Source organism: uncultured Sneathiella sp. (assembly GCF_963973085.1).
Taxonomy (GTDB): Bacteria; Pseudomonadota; Alphaproteobacteria; order Sneathiellales; family Sneathiellaceae; genus Sneathiella.
Genome location: NZ_CAXAXA010000011.1, coordinates 1 through 20,722 on the forward strand (window position 1 = coordinate 1; position 20,722 = coordinate 20,722).

The window sequence follows — 20,722 nt, forward strand, 5'->3', positions numbered from 1 at the left end:
CTTCTTAAGGGCGATTCATCTTAGCAACTGGTCCGATTTTCCGCGACCACCTCTCATGAGCTATTTTATTTTCTGAGTCATCAACGTTTCTAACTCCATCCTCAGCCAAATCGGGAAGAAAACGCGTCGTGATCGCGGATGGCAGCCACAGGTGCGACGGCTAGTGGATGGACCCAAAAAACATTTTCAACGTGATGACTGCCATCGTTGAAATGCTTGTAGATAACGTCACCTTTCCACTTGCAACGCGTACGCACTAACCGCTGCCGAGTGGTTCTCTCTTTTCGTCATTTTGGATCGTCTTTCTCCTAAGTCGATCCACCTTAAGGTGTCATTTAGCGCTCAGCCGGATCAGACCCCATGTTGGCACTGCCGAACCCACTTGGTTACGGTCGAGGCCCCAACGCCCAGACCCAAAGAAACCTGCGGTCTGGTTAAGCAACTTGCTGAAGCGATGCGTACTGCATCACGGCGAAACTCTTCTCAGTATCCCATTGCCATTGCTTATCTCCTTCATTGCAAACTCGCTCGAACGAGATCGGAACTAATGTGGGACAGGTACATGAACTGGAGGTGAAAAATACTGGAGACAAGTCATAATCATTTACATCAAAAACACCATCCCCAAAGTCCCAAACCTAAAATCCCCGTCGTGGGATTGACTTTCACAATTAGCTCCAACTCGCTGCATTAGATTCAATATCTCATCCCTTTCCGAGGCCCAATCATTTTCTTTTAACAATGCCCGTCATTGCGCTGCCAACGCGGTACGCTGAGAAATCCGGTGCGCGTTTTTCGTTAAAGGCGGTGTTGCCTTCGCGGGCCTCTTCGGACTTCACGAACATGGCAAGACCATCGCCTGCCATTTTCGCCTGCCCAAAGATGGCCGCCGAATCCGCGTTAAAGGAGTGCTTCAGGAACCGGAGCGCACCGGGGCTCAAGGCCACCGCATGCTGGGCCATGGCGCGGGCTTCTTCCTGCAGTTTGTCTGCGGGCACCACCTTGTTGACCAGGCCCCAGTTCAATGCCTGTTGCGCCGTATATTGCTGGCAGAAGAACCAGATTTCCCGGGCGCGTTTCTCACCGACGGTTCGGGCGAGATACGCCGTTCCCCAACCCGCATCAAATGAGCCGACTTTCGGTCCGGCCTGACCAAATTTGGCATGCTCAGCCGCGATGGTGATATCGCAGATTACGTGCAGTACATGGCCACCGCCGATACAGTAACCGTTAACCGCTGCGATAACCGGCTTTGGAATATCGCGGATGACATTATGCAGATCGTCAATTTCCCAAAGGCCGTTTTCGCTGGCGCCATAGGTACCCTTTTCTTTCATCTCCTTCTGATCACCGCCGACGCAAAAGGACTTCTGTCCCGCCGCCGTCAGGATGACAACCGCCGCGCCCTTGTCCGCCCAGGCCCGCTTGAAGGCATGCAGCAATTCTTCGATGGTCCGTCCGCGAAAGCAGTTAAAGCGATCCTCGCGATCGATGGTGATGGTGGCGATACCCTCGCTCACTTCATATTTGACGTCTGTATAATCCATTGTTCTTCTTTCTTTGTATTAGGCTTATCAGGAAAAGGATTTCACGATCTCGCGGCTGAGAATATGCCGCTGGATCTGGTTTGAACCGTCCAGAATCTGGAAGGCCTTGGCGTCGCGCATCATGCGTTCGACGTGATATTCGCGCATATAGCCGTAGCCACCGAGGATCTGTACGGCGTCTGTTGTGACCTTCATCGCGGTATCGGTTGCCTGGATCTTGGCCATGCCGACCTGCGAGAGTGTCTGATAGCTTACAGTCGGGAGTTCTCTATCGACCCGCCAGTTCGTATCGCGAACCAGGAGCTGAGACGCCCGAAGTGATGTCGCCATATCAGCGAGCATAAAGCCGATCCCCTGGAAGCGGGCGATGGATTGCCCGAAGGCCTGGCGTTCATTCGCATAGGCGGCAGCAATGTCATAGGCCGCCCGACCGATCCCGAGCGTGATAGCGGCCGCGCCCCAGCAGCGCATCGCGTTGGCGACGCCGTCGAGAATTTTCCAGCCGTCACCAACCTCACCGATCAGGCATTCGTCGGGAATCAGGACATCTTCAAATATGACGTCGCAAATCGGGCCGCCCTTAAGACCCATCTTCTTTTCCTGCTTGCCGAAACTGAGGCCTTTCGTATCCTTATGGACAACGAAAACAGCAAAATCATTTTTGCCTTTGCCTGTCCGTGAGAACAGCAGATACCAGTCGGCGACACCGCCGTTCGTGATCCAGCGTTTGGTGCCATTGATCTGCCATTGATCGCCTTTTTTCACCGCCATGGTCTTCATGGCGCGGGCGTCGGACCCGCAATGAGGCTCCGACAGGCAGAAGGCGGCAATCGACGGTTTTGAAGTCATCGAGTTGAAGAAGGCCTCTTTCTGATGCGGCTTTCCAGCTTCTGCGACAATTTTCAGCGGCGAGTAGGTGGACAGCAGTACCGGCCCCATCGTCGCGTAGGCATAGCCCATTTCTTCCAGTACGACAGACAACACTTGCGCACTGGCATTGATCCCGCCGTATTCTTCCGGCATCGGCAAGGTCAACAACCCGGCTTCGCTCAAAATGGGCAGTAATTCGGAGGGGAAACGGTCTTCTGCGTCGCATTCTTCCGCTAAGGGCGTTATATGATCGGCCGCCAGACGTCGCACCATCTCCCGAATTTCGCTTGTGGTTTCATCAAAATAGATTTCATCGAGCATGGCTTAATCCACCATCGTCAGGCCGCCGCTGACGCTCAAAACCTGGCCAGTGCAGAAGGAGGAACGTGGGGAAGCAAAGAACAGGACGCCATCGGCGACTTCACTTGGCTTGCCGACGCGTTTTAGAGGAATAGCATTGGTCAGAGCTGTTTTTAGCTTGTCCGGCTGCGACGCAAACAGAGGAGTGTCGGTTGGACCGGGGCATATGCAATTGACATTGATATTGCTCCGGGTCATTTCGCGGGCAAGCGATTTCGTAAAGGCGATGATGCCGCCCTTGGCGCCCGCATAAACCGTCTCCCCGTAGCTTCCGACACGTCCGGCATCGCTGCTCACCATAACGATCTTGCCGCCGCCTGCCTCGACAAGTAATGGGATAACCGCACGGGTCAGCCTGACCGGCCCCATGAAATTGAGAGCCATGATCTTCTCCCAGTATTCCGGCGTGTTTTTCATGAAAGGCTCGATGATGTCCCAGCCGGCCGCGCTGACAAAGATATCGAGCTTGCCATGCTCTTTTTCGATACTGGATGCGGCCTTTTCAATCGAGGCTTCATTCGTCACGTCGAGTTTGAGAAATTGTGCCTTACCGCCACTTTCGACAATTGATTTCGCGATTTTCTCGCCGCCCTCAACATTGATGTCCGCGACGATGACATGCCCTCCGGCTTTCGCAAAGGCCTCGCAGGTTGCGGCCCCGATACCAGATGCCCCACCGGTGATCAGAGCGATTTTTCCTGTAATATCCATGTTTTTCTCTTTTGCTATTTAGAGTGAAGTTTCTACCTAATGAAGAACGCGGAAATCCGGTCCTTTGCCTCCTGGGAGCGCATCGTCGTTCTTGGTTTCTCGAGCTCAAGCTCATAGCCATTGATGGTATTATCGGAATAGGCCAATATACATTCCTTGGAAGCAAGTAGTGCCGGCCTTGCCAGACTGGCAATCCTGGACGCCCATTCCCGGCTGGCCGTTTCGAGGTCCGCGAGCGGACAGTGCTTTTCGACAAGTCCGATGCGCCCCGCCTCAGCGCCATCTACTGTTTCACAGCCGAGAATGATCCGGCTGGCGGTCCCCGGTCCGCATAAGCGCGTCAACCGCTGAGTCCCGCCAGCGCCGGGAATCATCCCGACCTGCGCTTCTGGCAATCCAAGTTTCGCTTCATGTGCAGCGATGCGCAGGTCACAGCTAAGAGCCAGTTCCAATCCGCCACCGAGCGCCGCACCATTGATCGCCGCCATGGTCACCGCCGGAAATTGTTCAAGGCGATCAAAAAGCTTATGCATCAACCGGACATAAGTGATCATATCGTCGACGCCGGTGGTGGACTGGAAAAGCTGCTGGATGCCCCTCAAATCCGCGCCCGCGCAAAATACCTTCTGGGTGCTCCGGATCAGGACCACCGTCGGGGAAATTTCCTGGACCGTATCAAGGGCCGCATGAAAATCAGATATGAACCCTTCATTAATGGCATTGACGGGCGGATTGCTCATGACAATCTCACACATGCCTCCGTTATCAAAAATCTCTATCACTGAGCCTGCTCCCCGTCTTGTTTACTCTCGGCCAGCATTTTTTGTATTTTGAACTTCTGGATTTTGCCGCTTGGGGTTTTCGGTAGTTCATCCCAGCATTCGACGCGCTCCGGAATTTTGAATTTCGCGACACCTTGGGCAACAAGCAGGTCATAGACCTCCTGAACGCCGACCGAATGGCCGGGCTTCATCACGAGAACCGCACCGCCGGTCTCACCAAGACGGTCATGCGGGATACCGACAAGGGCGCATTCGATGCAACCTGGTATCTTGATCAGGAGTTCTTCGACTTCTCGCGCGGCGATATTCTGGCCGCCGCGGACAATCGTGTCCTTAATGCGCCCGGAGATCCGGATCGAGCCGTCAGGGCGCTGATAGGCAAGGTCGCCCGAATGATACCAGCCGTCAGCATCCAGTGATTTCGCCGTAACCTCCGGCGCGTTCAAATAGCCCAGAAAGGTGTTTGGACCGCGCGACCATTCCTCGCCAACCTCGCCGGGAGGGCATTCATGGCCGCTTTCATCGACGATTTTAATCTCGACACCCGCGCCTGCTGCACGGCCATCGGTCGTCCAGGCATTTTCCGTTGGATCGGAAGGCCAGACCACAGTATGTGGCGGGCTTTCCGTGGATCCGTAAACACTCAAGACCCTCATACCGGTTTCCATCGCCTGCCGGACAACCGCTTCAGGCAGCGGCGCGCCACCGCAAAGATAATAGCGCAAAGACGGCAGCTTTGCCTGCCGGACTTTAAGCATATTGGCGGTTTCGACCAGAAAGGGCGTCGCGCCCATGGTCCATGTTGCCTTGTCCCTTGTCATCTGGTCCACCGCCGCGGCGGCCGTAAAAACATCGAGAATGGAGAGCTGCCCTCCAGTGGTCAGCGTCAGGATCACGCCATGGAGAAATCCGCTGGCATGGGTGATCGGCGACGCCATGAAGCAAATATCTGTGTTATCCAGGCCCAGAGTTTCGACGAAACAGCGCTCACCGAACAAAATGGTGTTATGACTGTGAACGACGCCTTTTGGTTTGGATTCTGTCCCCGACGTAAAGAGAATGGCAGCGACATTATCGGGCTTGGTCGGAAGCGGAACCGGGCAGTCTCCAGCGTTAAGCAAGTCGTTGAAGTTCTTTCCGACCTGCCGTTCACCCTCGCCTATCTGGATGACAATTCTATCATTATAGTCTGGACCCAGTATATCCTCCAGATGCACCGTGTGAGCGGTACTCCGGAATTTTCCGGCAAGAATAAGGGCTTTGCTCTGGCAGGTATCGACGACGAATTTGATGTCTTTCCAGCCGTAGGTCATGGGAACCGGGTTTATTGCCGCGCCAACCCGGAGTGTCGCCAGAATGCAGACAACGGCCTGCCACCAGTTCGGCGCGCAAATCGTGACGATATCGTTCTCGCCGATGCCCGATTTTGTGAAAAAGCTTGCCACGCTCTCGACATGCGCGCGCAACTCACGATAAGTGAAGGAATTCCCGCCCGCATCCGACAGCGCGATACGTTCCGAATAACTGTACGCCATATTGTCGAACAACTGGGAGGTTGTGTTCAAACGCCAATAGGCTTCGGTATAATAACGTTCCGCAACTGCCGGATTTGGGGGAGGAAACTCCATACCCGTCAGCCCTTTGTCGCTGGCCGACCGGCAATTTTCGCCTGGATCGAATCAATAAGGCCGCCGTCTACGACGATATTCTGCCCGCAAAGATAGGTCGACCGAGACTGGATAAGGAACTCGATGACACCGGCCAGATCATCCGCGGGATCACCGATACGACCCGCGGGCACCATGGCTTCGCGCTGTTTTTTTGTGGCTTCGTCGGAATAGACCTTTTCCGTTAGCGCCGTCCGGAACAGCCCCGGTGAGACTGAATTGACACGGATACCGTCGGCGATCCATTCCAGCGCAAGCTGTCTTGCAAACATGATCGATGCCGCTTTCGAGGCGCTGTAGGGCCCCATTCCCGGATAAGGCTGCACCCCGGACATTGAGGCAATGAGAACGAATGCGCCCTGGGACGCCTTCAGCGATTCGTAGACAGATTGCGCAAGCAGCATCGGCGCGCGGACATTGACCGCAAAAACCCGGTCCCAGTTTTCCACACGAATTTCATTTGCAGGTGACGGAATTGAAATTCCGGCATTGCTGATAACGTTGTCCAACCCGCGGAATGCATCAATTGTTTCAACGGCGATTTTCTTCGGCACATCTGGGTCGGAAAGATCGCCAATCACAGGCAGAGCTTCCGCTCCTCTGGATTTTACTTCAGCAACTATATCCATTAGTTCGTCACTACGTGTCGAGGCTCCGAGACCCAGCTTCGCGCCCGGGACCGCCAGCCGAAGCGCGACGGCCCGGCCAATTCCCTTGCTTGCACCTGTTACAAGAGTTCGCATTGTTATTCTCCCGCCCGTCCAGCCGCCAAACGGTCGTGTAACTGACCAAACGGCATCAGGCTATATCTTAAGCCGCGGAGAACCTGAACCAACATAATTTTTTACCTCTAAACCTTTCTCTTCCGGGTTCAAATCCATTGGTCTGGGATGGCCGGAAAATGATCTGACACCAACCTTGTCTACTCAATTATAGCTGGCTGGATTTTGTTGTTTTCTTTAAATGAATGATTAGTCATTCAACAAATTTTGTCAATCCATTTTTTCACAACGCGGCGCCTGAATACTGCAACAGAGGCGATTTCAAAGATTTTGTGTCGATGGTTATATTTTTTATATATATTAACAGCTAGTTATGGTAATTTTCAACTCATCGTCTTGCTATGGTGAGGCCCTTTGGAGAGCATGCCATTGATGGACTCAGTGTTGTCTGAATGACTCAAAAATGCGATACTGTTTTAGAATGAACAGTCGGTTTTATTCAGAAGCAGATTTAGGGGCATTTCTGAGTAATTTGATTCTATTCAGCAAACAAGTTGTCACTCGCTATATTACTATTAGTGGTACCGGAGACTACAGTGGGGATAAAAGAGATGAAGGAATCAAAACTTTCAGATGGATTGCAGGCGAAAGTTACGAATACCGAACTTGTAGAAGAACGCCGCGGACAAATTGTCAAGACGGCCATCAAGCTCTTTTCACGCCAAGGTTTTTATAAAACGACCATTCAGGATATCGCGCGGGAAGCGGGGTTTTCGCAGGGGTTCATCTATCAGTATTTTAATAGCAAAGAAGAGTTGCTGCTCTACTCTTTGCGGGTCGTCCTCGATTCATATGAAAATGACATTCCCCCGCGCCTTCGCGGCATTCACCATCCGGTTGATCGACTATGCGCGACAATCGCCGCCTTTTGTTCTTCCGTTGACGCCCACAGGGCCACCACGGTACTCGCCTATCGCAGTTCAAAATCTCTGAAGCCTGAAATGCAAAAGCTGGTGATGGCGGACGAGACCCGGACCAACCGGCATATTCGTGAAGCTCTCGACGTCTGTTTCAATGAAGGATATATGATTGAGGTCAACCGCGATATCATGGTCTATCAATGCCTCATGTTCGCCCATAGCTGGGCACTAAAAAGCTGGGTCTATAGAGATAAATTTACAATTGACGAGTATATTCAGGAAGGCTTGAAGATCCTGGTTCGCCCACTCCTGACCCCAAAAGGCGCTGAGTTCTGGTCTAAATATTATTAGACAATAGCGTCCCTGAAACAGGTTCAGGAAGCGGCTTGCTTGATCATTTCTCCAGCAATGATCAATTGCTGGATCTGGCTGGTCCCCTCGTAGATCCGAAGAAGGCGCACATCCCGGTAAAGCCTCTCGATCGGATATTCCTTGATATAGCCGTATCCACCATGGATTTGCATGACACGGTCGGCAATTCGGCCGAGAGCTTCTGTCGTAAAGTATTTACAGCAGGCTGTTTCCTTTATAACCGGCAGCCGCTCATCTTTCATCTTCGACACTTTTTCAACCATCGCCCGGGATGCCAGGGCTTCGGCTTCACAATCCGCAAGCATCGCTTGGATCAACTGGAAATTGGCTATCGGCTTACCAAACTGTTGGCGTTCATTAGCGTAAGCGACGCCTTCATCGATCAGGCGAAGGCTTAAACCGGTTGCGAGAGCCGACATATGCAGCCTCGCATGGTCAAGTGAGCGCATCGCCGTCTTAAACCCCAACCCTTCACTTCCTCCAAGTAGGGCAGCAGCCGGAACCCGGCAATCCTCAAAAATGACGTCTGCAGTGTGAGATCCCCGAAATCCCATCTTACGGTTTTTCGGACCAATCGTAATGCCCAGCGTATCGCGCTCGATCAGAAAAGCCGAAATGCCTGCGGACCGGCTTTCTTTCGGACCAGTACGGGCGAATACGGTAAATAGCCCTGCATGCGGAGAATTGGTAATGAACCGCTTCGTACCATTGAGAACGTAATGATCACCGTCGCGGGTTGCTCGTGTGGTAAGCGATGCCGCGTCCGAACCAGCGCCGGGCTCCGTCAGACAGAAGGAGGCAATCAGATCGCCTTTTGCAATATGCGGCAGGTAGCGCTCGCGTTGTTCTTCGGTGCCATCGATGATGATGCCGAGAGTGCCAACCCCATTGCTTGTACCGAAATAGGAGCGGAACGCAGGTGCAGCGTATCCGATTTCTATTACCACACTCGCTTCTTCATACATTGACAGGCCGAGACCGCCATACTGCTCCGGGATAGTCATGCCAAAGAAACCAAGCTCTTTAATTTTTGCAATTATTTTGGGCGGGATTTCATCGGTTTCCTCGACATGCTCCTCGGCCGGGACAAGGTCTTCACGGGCGAAGCGCCGGGTCTCATCGACCATCGCTTTCAGAACATCGCGATCTATCATGTCTCACTCCTTGTTGTCCTTCCGCAGCTTGATTGCCGTGCGGTATGTTTCTTACAGTTTCGAGAGCTCCATCCAACAAAAAAGCCCTTTTACCGGCACCCCTTGTTTGTAAAACAGTAACGAACGAAGGGTGCCGGTGACAGGGAGGACTTAATTCATCATATGATTAGGGAGATAAAGAACAACCTCTGGAAACGCCACCAATATTCCTATGATAACGGCTTCCCCGATCAAGAAGGGAGTGACACCGCGAAAGACTTCTTCCAGTGGAATATCTGGGCGAACGCCATGAACCACGTAGCAGTTCAACCCGACCGGCGGAGTAATCATCCCGACTTCTATCAGTTTTACAAGCAGGACACCAAACCAGATCGGATCATATCCAAGTCCGATGATCGCTGGATAGATAACGGGGAGCGTGAGCATCATCATGCCCAGCCCGTCCAGGATCATTCCCATCAGGAGATACATGACAATGACACCAAACAATATGGCAAGAGGCGGCACGTCGAGACCCGTTACAACCGCTGTGATTTCGGCCGGCAAGCCTGTAAATGCAAGAAAGCGGACAAAGATCATTACGCCCCAAATGACCATGAATATCATCGCTGTGGTCTTGATCGTATCGAGCAGACCTTCTTTCAAGTTGCCAAGGCTCATTCTCTTGAACATCGCCATGCCCAGAATAATCGCCGTGCCGACCGCGGCTGATTCCGTAGGCGTCATCCAGCCCAGATAAATCCCGCCGAGGATCACGCCGACAACCGCAAGAACTCCCCAAACCTGGGTAAGGGACTTTAATTTTTGCATCATTGATGTGCGTTCCAGCCGCGGCGCAAGCGACGGATTAAGCTTCACCACGATCGTGATAACGGCAATATAAACAACGATGGAAATCAGGCCTGGAACCAGTCCGGCAAGCAATAGTCGTCCAATCGATTCCTCAACAATGATTCCATAAATCACCAGAATGGCGCTCGGCGGTATCAAGGCGGCCAGCGTTCCGCCGACCGCAACCACGCCGGCGGCAAGCGTCCGGCTGTACCCTCGCTCTTCCATTTCCGGAATGGCGAGACGGGTAAAAACGGATGTGCTGGCTGTGCTAGCTCCGGAGACAGCAGCAAAGCTCGCGCTGGCAAATATCGTTGCTGTCGCAAGGCCTCCAGGCGCACGGCCAACCCATATTCGGGCCGCTTCAAAAGCCCCGTTCGTTATTCCGGCATAGAGCGCAAGAAATCCGATCGCAATAAAAAGAGGTAAAACGCTAAATGAATATGATGCCGAGTTCGCATAAGGAATAATTCCGGCAAGACCAAAAGCCGTCAATGATCCGCGCATCAGAAGCAGCCCGCTGATACCGATGAATGCCGTCGCATAAGCAACAGGAACGCCCATGAAAATAAACGTAACCAGAAGGATAATCCCGACAATACCAAGTGTTAAGGGGTCCATTATTTTTTCCTAGCTTTAGAAAGTCGGTTGCTATTCTTGCGCCAGCTCGATTTGCTGGGTTGTGAATGACCGCGCGTCAGGGTTTGTTACAAGTCGAAGAGCCTCAACGAACTGCAACAACAGACGAAGAAGAAGGAGGCAAAGCGCGACGCAAACGGCCAACATACCGATCCATAGCGGGATATAGATATTTGGCGTATTCCCGCCGATTTCCCATCCCCGCATAAAGTTCCCCCAGCTTCCCTTGACAAGTACGGCAACAACAAAGCTGGCAATCAGAAGCGAGAAAGCCTCAAATGCCCAGCGGGCCCTCCCCTTCAGACGTGAGACGACCAGCGTCATACGGACGTTGCCCCAGTTCGCCTGGCAATAGGCAATGCCGAAGGCGGCAACGACGACCATGAGCTGCTCGACCATATCTAGGCTGCCATGGATCGGCGACCTGAAAGCAGTACGGCCTACAATTTCCGCACATCCGAGGGCCATAATCCCCAGAACTACCGCTCCGCCGGCCAAAGCAAAGAGAATTTCGACCCGTCTCAAAAAGCCGTGTGCGAGTTCAATAAAACGTCCCATAGTATTTCTCTCCCTAGTGCCTTTCGACTGAAAAAAATGTGACCGCCATTTTAAATTTTTGCCGATCACATTAATTCCAGGATTCGCGTCTCCTATTTATTTCTTAGACGCTATTTGCTTTTTTTCGCTTCTTCAGCAAGGGTAAGCACGCTATCAAGCAACGCCTGTCCGTCCAGCCCCTCCGCGTTGCGGGCCGCTACCCAGGCATCCCAGCTCGGCTGCACTGCCATTTCCTTGATTTTCGCAACATCCGCGTCCGAGAAATGTACTTTTTTGAGACCGCGCTCTTCGAAGAGCTTTTCATTCTTCTTGTCAATTTCGACATAGGTGTCGATCTGACGTTGGTAGGCGATCGGCTTCACGCGATCGATCAGATCTTTATATTGCTGCGGGAGAGCCTCATAAGCCTGTTTACTCGCGGCGACAACACATGTCAGAGAGCCCAAAGAGGATTCCTCAGTTCTCCAGGTCGACAATTCATGCAATTTGTAGGCAGCGAACGCATAAGTGTAAGGGAAGGCAACGCCATCCATCACTCCCCGTTCCAGAGACTGATACATTTCCGGCGCGGGAACCGTCGTTGTTACGACGCCAATGGTTTTCATCAAATCGCCGATACCACCCGACGCATTCACGCGAAGACCCTTCCAGTCCGCCAGGCTCTCCGGCGCCTTTCCTTTGCCCATAACCTCATAATTGGGCATCAGACCCGTCATGAGAGGATAGGCATTCCAGCGGGCAAGCTCATCAAGTACGACAGGATTGTGAAGATAGGCTTCATGAACCTTCACGCGCGATTCCAGATCGGTTACAGGGAGGAAGGCGAGGTCAAGCGCAGTAATCGCCGGGGTCTTTGAAGGATGATAAATCGGGCAGAACATTGCTGCTTCGAAAGCACGGATCTTGAGCCCATCCAGATTTTCCTTGGGATCGGAGAGGACACCCCCATATTGCAGCGAGATTTCAAAATTTCCATCCGTTGCCTTGGAGATCTGCTCTGAGAAAGATTCCATTCCTTCCATGATCCCGCGGCGCTTGCCCCAGGTCGAAAGCAGCCATTTAACTTTCGGGCCGTCAACTTCCGCGGCCTGAGCCGTCGTCGCAACCGTTCCACCTGAACCCCAATTCAGCGTCATGGCGGTGACCATGCTGCAGGCCGTCAAAAGCGCAATTTTCCTAAGTTTCATCTCGATATCTCCCTTGAAGAGTAGTTTATTATCGTATAATTATTAAAACTGACTGATTATTCATTCACTTTACTATATTATCAAACCTACTACAAACATTTTTTTGCTATCTTGATCCCCGGCTTTTTCCCGGCAAAGTCGAAATTTGCCGTCGTCCGATACCGGGGACGCCAAAGTTCGGTTATTCTTTTTGAAACTTAGGCTGCGGAAATCCCACCATTTACACTAATGCCCTGCCCCGTGATTTTAGCGGCGCCCGGTCCTGCGAGAAAGACTGCCAAAGGCGCGATATCGGCCGGCGTTACAACCCCGAGCTTGGCCTTCTCTTCCGCCTTCTTGAAAAGCCGTTTGGTGAATTCATTGCCCATCAATCGGTCATAGGCATCCGTGCCGGCAACAATGGACGGCGTGATGGCATTGACGCGAATGCCGTGCCGGGACTGTTCCAGCGCCATGGTGCGTGTAAACATTAATGTTCCTGCCTTGCTTCCGCCGATGACGGCTTCACCCGGCGTCGCTATTTTCGCGGCATCGGAAGAAAGATTAATGATGACCCCGCCTTCGCGCTCAACCAAATGCGATAACGCCGCATGACAGGTATAGATCACGCTCATGAAATGAGCGCTGACAAGCGCGTCAAGCGCTTCGGGGCTGTTCTTGTAAAATGGCATTGGCATGTGATTGCTGGGCCCAGGTATGCTCGTGACGACAATATCCAGCTCCCCAAAGGCAGCGATTGTCGCATCGACAATCTGCTTGGCACCTTCGTATTTCGTCGAATCCGCCGCGACGAACCGGACGTCAGCCTTAGGCGCACGTTTTTGCAATCGCGCCACCGCGTCAGCGCCGCGTTTCGCATCCCGCCCGTTCAGCATGATGCGCGGTACACCGGCCTCCGCAAGCTGCGCACCGATTTCGAAGCCGATACTTGACGTTGAGCCTGTCAGCATCGCTGTGCATTCACTTAGTTGTCTGACCTTCATCCTGTTTCCTTCCTCAATCTGAATTTTTTTCTGGCGGTTTCCGGCACTTATTTCCTATCCGAAAATAAGATCATCCTGATCTTTCAATGCCGAAATTTTTCTGGCATCAAACCCCGCAACGGTCCGTAGCACCTCCTCCGTGTGCTGCCCGAGGCGCGGCACAAATTCGCGGACGTGGGAAGCGGTCCCGCTCATCTTGTACGGCGGATTGACGACACGGAATTTTCCGGCCGTATCCTCGACATCGACAAAACTTCCGCGGTGGATGGCTTGCGGATCCTGCATTGCCTCACCGACACCGAGATAGCGTGATGCCGGAACACCGCCGTCAAGCAGTATCGTCTCACATTCAAGTGCAGTCCTCTCCGCCGTCCAGAGCCCGACACGCGCCATCAGTTCATCCCAGTTCCGCACCCTGTCGCCTGGTGTCAAAAACAGCGGATCCTCCATCCATTCCGGATGCCCGACCACATGGCAGAGATTTTTAAAGTTATTGGCGTTTATGGGCACGACAATGATAAAACCGTCGAGGGCCGGCAGCGGACCGTAGCGGGGCCTGCGTGCAGGAGAGGGTTGCTGCTCGAACTGGATCTCATAGATCAGGAGATTGAGCATGCATTCCATAAGGGTTGTATCGATTTGCTGGCCGATACCGCTTCGCTCGCGCTGAAATAATGCCGTCTGGATTGCCGAGGTGCTGTAAAGCCCGCCCAGGATATCGGCAACGAAGACGCCGGTGACAGCCGGTTTTTCCTGTTTCTCCTGATACTGCAGAAGCGTCATATCATAGCCACTTGCGGCATGTATCATCGGCGCATAGGCGGGTTTTTTCGATTTTGGGCCATCCTGTCCATATCCGGAAATCGCGCAATAGATGATCCGCGGGTTGATCTTGTCCAGGCTCTCATAGTCGAGCCCCAATCGCGCCATGACGCCGGGGCGGAAATTTTCGACAACAACATCGGCGGAAGCAACCAAAGCACAGACGACGTCCAAACCCACTTCGCTTTTAAGATCAAGCGCGATGCTCTTCTTGCCCGCGTTAAGATGGCCAAAATACCGGCTGCTTCCACCGTTGAGCGGCGGCTGGTAGCGCATGTAGTCTCCTTTCAGAGGTTCGATCTTGATCACTTCCGCCCCGAGATCGGCAAGCAGTCTTGTGCAATAAGGGCCTGCCATCATCGAGGTGAAATCAAGGACGCGCACGCCATGAAGCGCATCTGTTTGCCCGGTTTTCTGATCTTTTTTATTCATTAATATGTTCCTCTGAATTCAATTCCCTCATCCGCTCGGCAGGGTTTCAATAGCCATCCGCAAAATCGAAGCGTCCGCTGGCTATAACCACTACACCGCGTTCAAGGGCGCGGCAGCGAAAAAACGCCCCTTCCTCGCCATTTCGCCAGATCTCGACGCGAATGGTATCGCCGGGGAAAGTCGGTTTGGTGAAACGAACGCTCAATCGCCCAAACCGGGCAACGTCGTACTCGCAGACCGATTTCAATAGCGCGTGCCCCGCGATACCGTAGGTGCAAAGACCGTGCAGGATCGGCTGCGAGAATCCTGCCTGTTCCGCGACATCGGGATCAGCATGCAGGGGATTGAAATCCCCATTCAAACGATAGAGCAATGCCTGCTGCCCGGTTGTCGGCAGATCGACAAACTGATCTGGCGCGCGGTCCGGAATCACCGCCGGTGCCGGGACCGATCTGTTCCGCCCCCCAAATCCACCTTCTCCTGCGAGAAATGCAGACCGGTTCACAGTCCATACCGGGTGACCAGTGGAATCTTTAACCAGACACTCGACCTCGATAACGGCGCCTGCGCCGAGCCCCTTGTCAATCATATCGGAAACCCGCGTATGACCAACAAGCTCCTCGCCCACCGGTATCGGCTTATGTAAGGTTATGCTTTGTTCACCGTGAAAAATGCGTGTCAGGTCGATCCCCATACGCGCGTCCTCAACCCAAAAGCCAGGCGTGCAGACTACCGCCGCCATCGTCGGTAGAACCCTGATTTCCGGCCCATAGACAAAGGGAAGTTCTCCCCGGTCCAGGGGGTCGCGTCCCATACCAACGGAGAGCGCGTAGAAGAGGCAATCCTCGGCCCGTATCGTCTGAGCAGCCAGTGCGAATTCCCAGTTTTCTACCAGGTCATGAGGAAAAGCCATTTCGATTCCTGTTTGGCATCTGTTTAATTTTATATAATGACTGATTATTCATTCATTAAAATATTCACGTTGTCAAGCACACTGTCCGCCAAAGGTGAAACAGAAGCGGAACGCGCTTTTAGCAGGGTTGACAGTGCTCAGTTCCCCTTAAATTTCGGTGGCCGTTTTTCAAAAAAAGCGGAGATTCCCTCGTCCACATCATTACTGTCGAAGAGGACCTGGATCGCGCGGGTTTCAAGCGCGAGCCCGCTAGCAAGCGGCGCGTCCGCCCCAAGCAACGCAGCTTCCTTCGCAAGTTGAACGGCAAGCGGAGCTTTGGATGCGATTGCTGCCGCAAGGTCGACGGCCGCCTCTTCAACTTCTTCATCTTCAACGCAGCGGCTGACAATGCCGAAATTGAGCGCTTCGGAAGCTCTCAGGACACGGCCCGACATCAGAATATCCATGGCGACATGCTTGCCGGCAAGCCGGATCAGCCGTTGCGTTCCCCCGCCTCCGGGTATCAAGCCAAGAGTTACTTCCGGAAGCGCAAAGCGGCTCTTGCTGCCGGCGACAATGATATCGGTGCTCATCGCGAGTTCAAATCCACCGCCGAAGGCCGCGCCGCGCACTGCCGCGATCAGGGGTTTTCGGAATCCGGCGATGGCCACCCACATCAGGTTGGTCGCCCGCTGCATCATGCCTATGGGCGTCATTCCCTTAAGCTCGGATATATCGGCACCGGCCGCGAAAACTTTCTCCCCTCCCGCCAGAATGACCGCGCGTACTGCCTTATCCGCGTCAAGACGGGCGAGCTCGGTGACGATCTGTTTGCGAAGGTCCACAGACAAGGAATTACGCGCCTCAGGCCGGTTTATACGGAGCCGGACAATGCCTTCGGCGGGTTGGTCAATCGATAGATCCTGCATCCTGAAACTCCTTTTTTATGGTATTGGCAATGCCGTCAGTTCGCCAACGATAAGTATGATGATGGTGCAGATGGTCAGCGTAATGATGCCGAAAAGGCGGTTCCAGACCAGGGTAAGAGTGGTCGATTTGACACCAAACATGCCCGCTGTGACCAGGGAAACTCCGGTAAAGGGGGAAAGTTCCGATGCGACGGCCCAGGCCGTGAGAATTGACATAGCGAGAAAAACCGGATGAATGCCGAGGGCGATCGGATCGGCGATCACGCCGAGGACAATCGTGACAGAAATCAGCGGATTAACTGCCACTACTCCTCCGACGACAATCGCGAAAAAGCTCGCCAGCACGATCAGTCCGGGCCAGACATGATGGCTATGCAAAAAAGTGACAATCTCTGCCGACGGCATAAGCGAGACGAGAACCGGTCCCATGAAACCGGCAACCATCAAAATCCCGACCTCGGAGGATTGCAGTGGCAGGGTGCGAAAGATCATGTTCGTGACCGGACCACGTAGGCACGCACCCAGGTCTCCGCCGGTCTGAACCAGCAACCAGATAAAGGCGATAAACGGGATCGCGAGTGTAACCGCCACAGCGATCCCGACGGAGGCCAGCATCGACAAAAATGTAATGGCGGAAAATATTGTCACGACAAGCAGGAGAACGCGTACCAGAATTTTAAGGAAGGAGTTTGCTTCAGGTCGGCTCACCTCTGGTACCACGGCAATTTCCTGCCGCCGCCGCAGCCAGATCTCGAGCTGGCTGACGACAAAACTGAGAATAAATAACAACAGAGCCCCGATTAATCCCAGCGAGATAATCGTTGACGATGTGAGCCCCGGCATCAGCGAGACGACGACGATTGGCGCGAGCGACAAGGGCGACCACATCAAGGTTGAGACAAAGCCCTGAATGATCGCCAGCGCTGACTGACGCTGTGCGAAATCAGGCTCGTCAGCTCCCTCCTTCTTGTTATGCGTCGATGCGATGGAGCCGAGCAGAACGACGGATCCCATATTCATCATTAGGCCGAACAAATGGCTTCCGAGCAGCAGCAACAGAACCCGGCGCATTTGTGTCTGTCGTACAATGATCTTTCCGGCTTCCTGCAAGAGCGGCGAGCGGAAGGCCGGCTCGCGCAGCACCATGATTGCTGTAAAAAAGGATAGGAACAGCTGGGCACGAACCGTTCCTTCATTTATGACCTGCCAGGCATCGTCAACATAGGTAAAGGTAAGCGGAATGCAGATCAGCCCGAGCAGCAGGAATATCCGGACGACCCGGGTGCCGGAAAGGGTAATCATAATACTGTAGAGGATCATGCCGGCAAGTACGGGCATCTTCAACCATGTCATCCCAAAGATGCCCTGACAACCGGAAGCGATTGCCATCGTGATAAGCAACACTCCCTTCACGGAGGTGATATGGCTATCCCAGCGCTCCGGCAAAAGCCGCATCGGGCCACCAGCATTGGAAGGGGTGGCCATGGTAAGACTGCTCCCCTTGCCGTTACGCGATCGAACCGGATTTATGAAGGGCGGCCAGTTGTTCTACTGAAAAGCCCCAATCAGACAGGGCCGCATCGGTGTCCGCCCCGTCGGCATGGGGAGGACCCTGAATTTGCGACGGCGTACGGCTGAACCGCGGTGCCGGCGCCGGATGAGTAACGCCATCCATGGCCGTGAAGCCACTGCGCTTCACATATTGCGGATGCTGACTTGCTTCCTTCAGGCTCAGTACCGGCGCAAAACAGGCGTCATAGCCCGCCATTGCCGCAACCCATTCATCCCGGGTTTTGGTGGCGAAGACATTAGCAAAAATCTTCTTTGCCTCTGGCCATCCGGCGCGGTCGAACTGAGCCGGTAATTCGGCGCCCTCCAACCCCATGGCTTTCAGAAGTTCGCGGTAGAATTTCGCCTCCACCGCGCCAACGGAAATGAATTTCCCATCGCTCGTCTCGTAAACGTTGTACCAGGGCGCACCGCCGTCAATCAGGTTGTGCTCACGCTCTTCATTCCAAAGCCCGCCGCTCGAATAACCATAGAAAGTGGTCAGAAGAGAGGCTGTGCCGTCGAGAATGGCTGTATCGACCACCTGCCCCTTGCCGCTGCTTTTCGCCTCAAACAACGCCGCAACAACGCCAAGCGCGAGATACATCCCGCCACCGCCAAGATCAGCAACCAGATTAAGCGGTATGGAAGGCGGCTGTCCTTGCCGCCCGATCATGCTCAAGGCGCCGCTGATTGCCAGGTAATTGATGTCATGGCCGACATGATTGGCAAGCGGGCCATCCTGACCCCAGCCTGTCATCCGCCCATAAACAAGCTTCGGGTTATAAGCGAGGCAGTCATCCGGACCGAAGCCAAGCCGCTCCATCACACCGGGACGGAACCCTTCGATCAGGCCGTCGGCCTGATCGATAAGGTTGCGGACAACTTCCCGGCCGCCTTCGCTTTTCATATCTACCGCAACGGACCGGCGCCCGCGGCGCGTGGTATCAAACCGGATTTCCTTCTCAACCCCAAGCCCGCTCGGCGACGTGCGATCAACACGAAGTACCTCCGCGCCCATATCAGATAAAAGCATGGCGCAAAAGGGTCCGGGACCAACGCCCCCGAATTCAACGATTTTCACCCCTGTGAGCGGTCCCATGATTTATTCCTTTTGTTTTCTTATTATACCTTCACTGACATTCCAGGAGCAGTATGGCAGGGTCTACAACTCCATCAGTTTGGCAATGATGTTGCGCTGAATTTCGCTGGTGCCCGCACCGATGGGGCCGATACGCGCATCCCTGAGCATCATTTCGATATCATAGGCGGTGGTATAGCCGGCGCCTCCGAAAATCTGCATTCCCATATTGGCAACCTCGAAATTATTTTCGGTCGCAACAACCTTCGCCATCGAGGTTTCCATCACCGCATTCTGACCATTGTCCAGAAGATCGGCGACCCGATAGAGGAACAGCCGGTTTGTCTCCGCCTTGATCCGCATATCCGCGAGCTTGTGCTGGATGACCTGGAATTTGCCGATTGCGCGGCCGAACTGTTCGCGTCCTTTCGCGTAATCGAGGGTGTAGTCAAGGATCTTGAAAGTGTTCCCCGCCCCAACGGCAGCGATGCACATCCGCTCCACATTCAGGCAATCCATCAGGTTCTTCCAGCCTTCGTTCTCCTCGCCGATCATCCAGCTCGCGGGTGTACGGACATTATCAAGGAAGACTTCGTTTGCATGGGTCGTATGGCGGCCCAGCATGTCGAGCGGACGAATGGTGACACCAGGCTGCTTCGCATCAACCAAGAAAATCGTCATGCCCTTATGGCCGGAGCCCGGCCGTGTCTTCGTGACGATGATCAGATAATCTGCAACATGCGCGCAGGTCGTATAGAGCTTTTGCCCGTTGATGACATATTCGTCCCCGTCTCGCACCGCTTTGGTCTGGATCGAGGCAGCATCGGAACCGGCGCCGGGTTCGGTCAAGCCAAGGGCAAGCTTTGCCGTGCCATTGATAATCTTAGGCATGAGTTCTTCACGAACTTCCTTGGAAGCATGGCGACAGATGTGCATGCCCGCATAGACGATGGTCGTATTGTAGGCGGTTGCGATGCCGCCATAATGATAGGCCATCGCCTCGATCAGGACGGCAAGATCCTTGTTACTGCCGCCCGCTCCGCCAAACTCTTCCGGATAAGCGAGGCCCATCCAACCGGCGTCAGCGAGCGCCTGATAGGCTTCGAAAGGAAACTCACCCGCTTTATCGAGTTGCTTGATTTTCTCCCGCGGCATAACCCGCTCAAGAAGATCAAGAACGTTCTCGCGGATCATTATCTGTTCTTCGGACAAGCCAAAAAGATTTGTCGTTTCCATTTTTATTTCCCTGCTTGGCTGGCGGCTTTGGCTGCCGCTGTCATGACCATCGTATTGTGGATGCCGCTTTGGACGACAACGCCGTCCTGATTGAGTATTTCCATTTTCCGCCGCAGAACGCCGCGGTCGGGTTTGGAAGTGGGCCGCGCTTCGATAACCGTGCTGCGCAAGTAAATCGTGTCGCCGAAAAGGACGGGTCCAATAAACCGCCATTCATCGATGCCTAGGGCCGCAATTGCCGTCCCGTCAAGATCGCCGATACGGGCGCTGAGACCGGTCGCCAACGACAAGACCAGTGCACCATGGGCGATACGCTGGCCAAAAGGGCTTTTCGCCGAATGCACCGCATCTGTATGGGCGGGGTTCGTATCGCCGGACAGGCCCGAGAACATGACGACATCGGTTTCGGTGACGGTGCGGCCGGGGCTCATTGCCACGTCGCCAATTTTGAATTCCTCAATAGCTTTTCCCATGGGTTC

19 protein-coding genes are annotated in these 20,722 nt (G+C 53.8%); 1 reads left to right on the top strand and 18 read right to left on the bottom strand.

Annotated elements, in window-relative coordinates; translation table 11 throughout:
- Window positions 1-725: 725 nt before the first annotated feature.
- The 6 genes from AACZ19_RS17860 to AACZ19_RS17885 are packed head-to-tail and all read right to left on the bottom strand — an operon-like array spanning window position 726 to window position 6,680.
- Complete coding sequence (locus tag AACZ19_RS17860; RefSeq protein ID WP_339635875.1) at window positions 726-1,547, bottom strand: enoyl-CoA hydratase-related protein; 822 nt, start codon at window positions 1,545-1,547, stop codon at window positions 726-728.
- A 27-nt stretch (window positions 1,548-1,574) separates the two neighbouring features.
- Window positions 1,575-2,738 (bottom strand): acyl-CoA dehydrogenase family protein, encoded by a 1,164-nt coding sequence (locus tag AACZ19_RS17865; protein ID WP_339635876.1) that lies wholly within the window; start codon window positions 2,736-2,738, stop codon window positions 1,575-1,577.
- Between the two features lie 3 nt (window positions 2,739-2,741).
- On the bottom strand, window positions 2,742-3,488 hold the full coding sequence (locus AACZ19_RS17870) for an SDR family NAD(P)-dependent oxidoreductase (protein WP_339635877.1): 747 nt from the start codon (window positions 3,486-3,488) through the stop codon (window positions 2,742-2,744).
- 32 nt (window positions 3,489-3,520) lie between these two features.
- Complete coding sequence (locus tag AACZ19_RS17875; RefSeq protein ID WP_339635878.1) at window positions 3,521-4,270, bottom strand: enoyl-CoA hydratase/isomerase family protein; 750 nt, start codon at window positions 4,268-4,270, stop codon at window positions 3,521-3,523.
- A complete protein-coding gene (locus AACZ19_RS17880; RefSeq protein WP_339635879.1) occupies window positions 4,267-5,898 on the bottom strand; it encodes an AMP-binding protein in 1,632 nt (543 codons plus the stop codon). Before AACZ19_RS17880 ends, AACZ19_RS17875 begins: the two co-directional genes overlap by 4 nt.
- A 5-nt stretch (window positions 5,899-5,903) precedes the next feature.
- Complete coding sequence (locus AACZ19_RS17885) at window positions 5,904-6,680, bottom strand: SDR family oxidoreductase (RefSeq protein ID WP_339635880.1); 777 nt, start codon at window positions 6,678-6,680, stop codon at window positions 5,904-5,906.
- Window positions 6,681-7,270: 590 nt separating this feature from the next.
- Here AACZ19_RS17885 and AACZ19_RS17890 point away from each other — a divergent pair.
- Window positions 7,271-7,930: a TetR/AcrR family transcriptional regulator gene (locus AACZ19_RS17890; RefSeq protein WP_339635881.1), complete on the top strand. Its 660-nt coding sequence runs from the start codon at window positions 7,271-7,273 to the stop codon at window positions 7,928-7,930.
- A 23-nt stretch (window positions 7,931-7,953) separates the two neighbouring features.
- Here AACZ19_RS17890 and AACZ19_RS17895 read toward each other — a convergent pair whose 3' ends face one another.
- From AACZ19_RS17895 to AACZ19_RS17950, 12 genes are all read right to left on the bottom strand, one after another.
- Window positions 7,954-9,105, bottom strand: a complete 1,152-nt coding sequence (locus AACZ19_RS17895; protein WP_339635882.1) for an acyl-CoA dehydrogenase family protein — start codon at window positions 9,103-9,105, stop codon at window positions 7,954-7,956.
- Window positions 9,106-9,255: 150 nt separating this feature from the next.
- Window positions 9,256-10,557, bottom strand: a complete 1,302-nt coding sequence (locus tag AACZ19_RS17900; protein WP_339635883.1) for a TRAP transporter large permease — start codon at window positions 10,555-10,557, stop codon at window positions 9,256-9,258.
- Between the two features lie 30 nt (window positions 10,558-10,587).
- Complete coding sequence (locus AACZ19_RS17905; protein ID WP_339635884.1) at window positions 10,588-11,133, bottom strand: TRAP transporter small permease; 546 nt, start codon at window positions 11,131-11,133, stop codon at window positions 10,588-10,590.
- A 110-nt stretch (window positions 11,134-11,243) separates the two neighbouring features.
- Window positions 11,244-12,320, bottom strand: coding sequence for a TRAP transporter substrate-binding protein DctP (gene dctP, locus AACZ19_RS17910; protein WP_339635885.1), 1,077 nt, complete (start codon window positions 12,318-12,320; stop codon window positions 11,244-11,246).
- Window positions 12,321-12,517: 197 nt separating this feature from the next.
- Window positions 12,518-13,303, bottom strand: a complete 786-nt coding sequence (locus tag AACZ19_RS17915) for an SDR family oxidoreductase (protein ID WP_339635886.1) — start codon at window positions 13,301-13,303, stop codon at window positions 12,518-12,520.
- Between the two features lie 54 nt (window positions 13,304-13,357).
- Window positions 13,358-14,557, bottom strand: coding sequence for a CoA transferase (locus AACZ19_RS17920; RefSeq protein ID WP_339635887.1), 1,200 nt, complete (start codon window positions 14,555-14,557; stop codon window positions 13,358-13,360).
- 46 nt (window positions 14,558-14,603) lie between these two features.
- Complete coding sequence (locus AACZ19_RS17925) at window positions 14,604-15,470, bottom strand: MaoC/PaaZ C-terminal domain-containing protein (RefSeq protein ID WP_339635888.1); 867 nt, start codon at window positions 15,468-15,470, stop codon at window positions 14,604-14,606.
- Window positions 15,471-15,607: 137 nt separating this feature from the next.
- On the bottom strand, window positions 15,608-16,378 hold the full coding sequence (locus tag AACZ19_RS17930; RefSeq protein ID WP_339635889.1) for an enoyl-CoA hydratase-related protein: 771 nt from the start codon (window positions 16,376-16,378) through the stop codon (window positions 15,608-15,610).
- Window positions 16,379-16,393: 15 nt separating this feature from the next.
- Window positions 16,394-17,863: a hypothetical protein gene (locus AACZ19_RS17935; RefSeq protein WP_339635890.1), complete on the bottom strand. Its 1,470-nt coding sequence runs from the start codon at window positions 17,861-17,863 to the stop codon at window positions 16,394-16,396.
- 22 nt (window positions 17,864-17,885) lie between these two features.
- Window positions 17,886-19,028: a CaiB/BaiF CoA-transferase family protein gene (locus tag AACZ19_RS17940; protein WP_339635891.1), complete on the bottom strand. Its 1,143-nt coding sequence runs from the start codon at window positions 19,026-19,028 to the stop codon at window positions 17,886-17,888.
- 63 nt (window positions 19,029-19,091) lie between these two features.
- On the bottom strand, window positions 19,092-20,243 hold the full coding sequence (locus AACZ19_RS17945; protein WP_339635892.1) for an acyl-CoA dehydrogenase family protein: 1,152 nt from the start codon (window positions 20,241-20,243) through the stop codon (window positions 19,092-19,094).
- Window positions 20,244-20,245: 2 nt separating this feature from the next.
- Window positions 20,246-20,716, bottom strand: a complete 471-nt coding sequence (locus AACZ19_RS17950; protein WP_339635893.1) for a MaoC/PaaZ C-terminal domain-containing protein — start codon at window positions 20,714-20,716, stop codon at window positions 20,246-20,248.
- Window positions 20,717-20,722: the final 6 nt, after the last annotated feature.

Excerpts from the sequence above, each read along its gene's own strand:
- AACZ19_RS17860 (WP_339635875.1), bottom strand. The coding sequence starts at position 1,547 with ATGGATTATACAGACGTCAAATATGAAGTGAGCGAGGGTATCGCCACC.
- AACZ19_RS17865 (WP_339635876.1), bottom strand. The coding sequence starts at position 2,738 with ATGCTCGATGAAATCTATTTTGATGAAACCACAAGCGAAATTCGGGAG.
- AACZ19_RS17870 (WP_339635877.1), bottom strand. The coding sequence starts at position 3,488 with ATGGATATTACAGGAAAAATCGCTCTGATCACCGGTGGGGCATCTGGT.
- AACZ19_RS17880 (WP_339635879.1), bottom strand. The coding sequence starts at position 5,898 with ATGGAGTTTCCTCCCCCAAATCCGGCAGTTGCGGAACGTTATTATACC.
- AACZ19_RS17885 (WP_339635880.1), bottom strand. The coding sequence starts at position 6,680 with ATGCGAACTCTTGTAACAGGTGCAAGCAAGGGAATTGGCCGGGCCGTC.
- AACZ19_RS17890 (WP_339635881.1), top strand. The coding sequence starts at position 7,271 with ATGAAGGAATCAAAACTTTCAGATGGATTGCAGGCGAAAGTTACGAAT.
- AACZ19_RS17895 (WP_339635882.1), bottom strand. The coding sequence starts at position 9,105 with ATGATAGATCGCGATGTTCTGAAAGCGATGGTCGATGAGACCCGGCGC.
- AACZ19_RS17900 (WP_339635883.1), bottom strand. The coding sequence starts at position 10,557 with ATGGACCCCTTAACACTTGGTATTGTCGGGATTATCCTTCTGGTTACG.
- AACZ19_RS17905 (WP_339635884.1), bottom strand. The coding sequence starts at position 11,133 with ATGGGACGTTTTATTGAACTCGCACACGGCTTTTTGAGACGGGTCGAA.
- dctP (WP_339635885.1), bottom strand. The coding sequence starts at position 12,320 with ATGAAACTTAGGAAAATTGCGCTTTTGACGGCCTGCAGCATGGTCACC.
- AACZ19_RS17915 (WP_339635886.1), bottom strand. The coding sequence starts at position 13,303 with ATGAAGGTCAGACAACTAAGTGAATGCACAGCGATGCTGACAGGCTCA.
- AACZ19_RS17920 (WP_339635887.1), bottom strand. The coding sequence starts at position 14,557 with ATGAATAAAAAAGATCAGAAAACCGGGCAAACAGATGCGCTTCATGGC.
- AACZ19_RS17925 (WP_339635888.1), bottom strand. The coding sequence starts at position 15,470 with ATGGCTTTTCCTCATGACCTGGTAGAAAACTGGGAATTCGCACTGGCT.
- AACZ19_RS17930 (WP_339635889.1), bottom strand. The coding sequence starts at position 16,378 with ATGCAGGATCTATCGATTGACCAACCCGCCGAAGGCATTGTCCGGCTC.
- AACZ19_RS17935 (WP_339635890.1), bottom strand. The coding sequence starts at position 17,863 with ATGGCCACCCCTTCCAATGCTGGTGGCCCGATGCGGCTTTTGCCGGAG.
- AACZ19_RS17940 (WP_339635891.1), bottom strand. The coding sequence starts at position 19,028 with ATGGGACCGCTCACAGGGGTGAAAATCGTTGAATTCGGGGGCGTTGGT.
- AACZ19_RS17945 (WP_339635892.1), bottom strand. The coding sequence starts at position 20,243 with ATGGAAACGACAAATCTTTTTGGCTTGTCCGAAGAACAGATAATGATC.
- AACZ19_RS17950 (WP_339635893.1), bottom strand. The coding sequence starts at position 20,716 with ATGGGAAAAGCTATTGAGGAATTCAAAATTGGCGACGTGGCAATGAGC.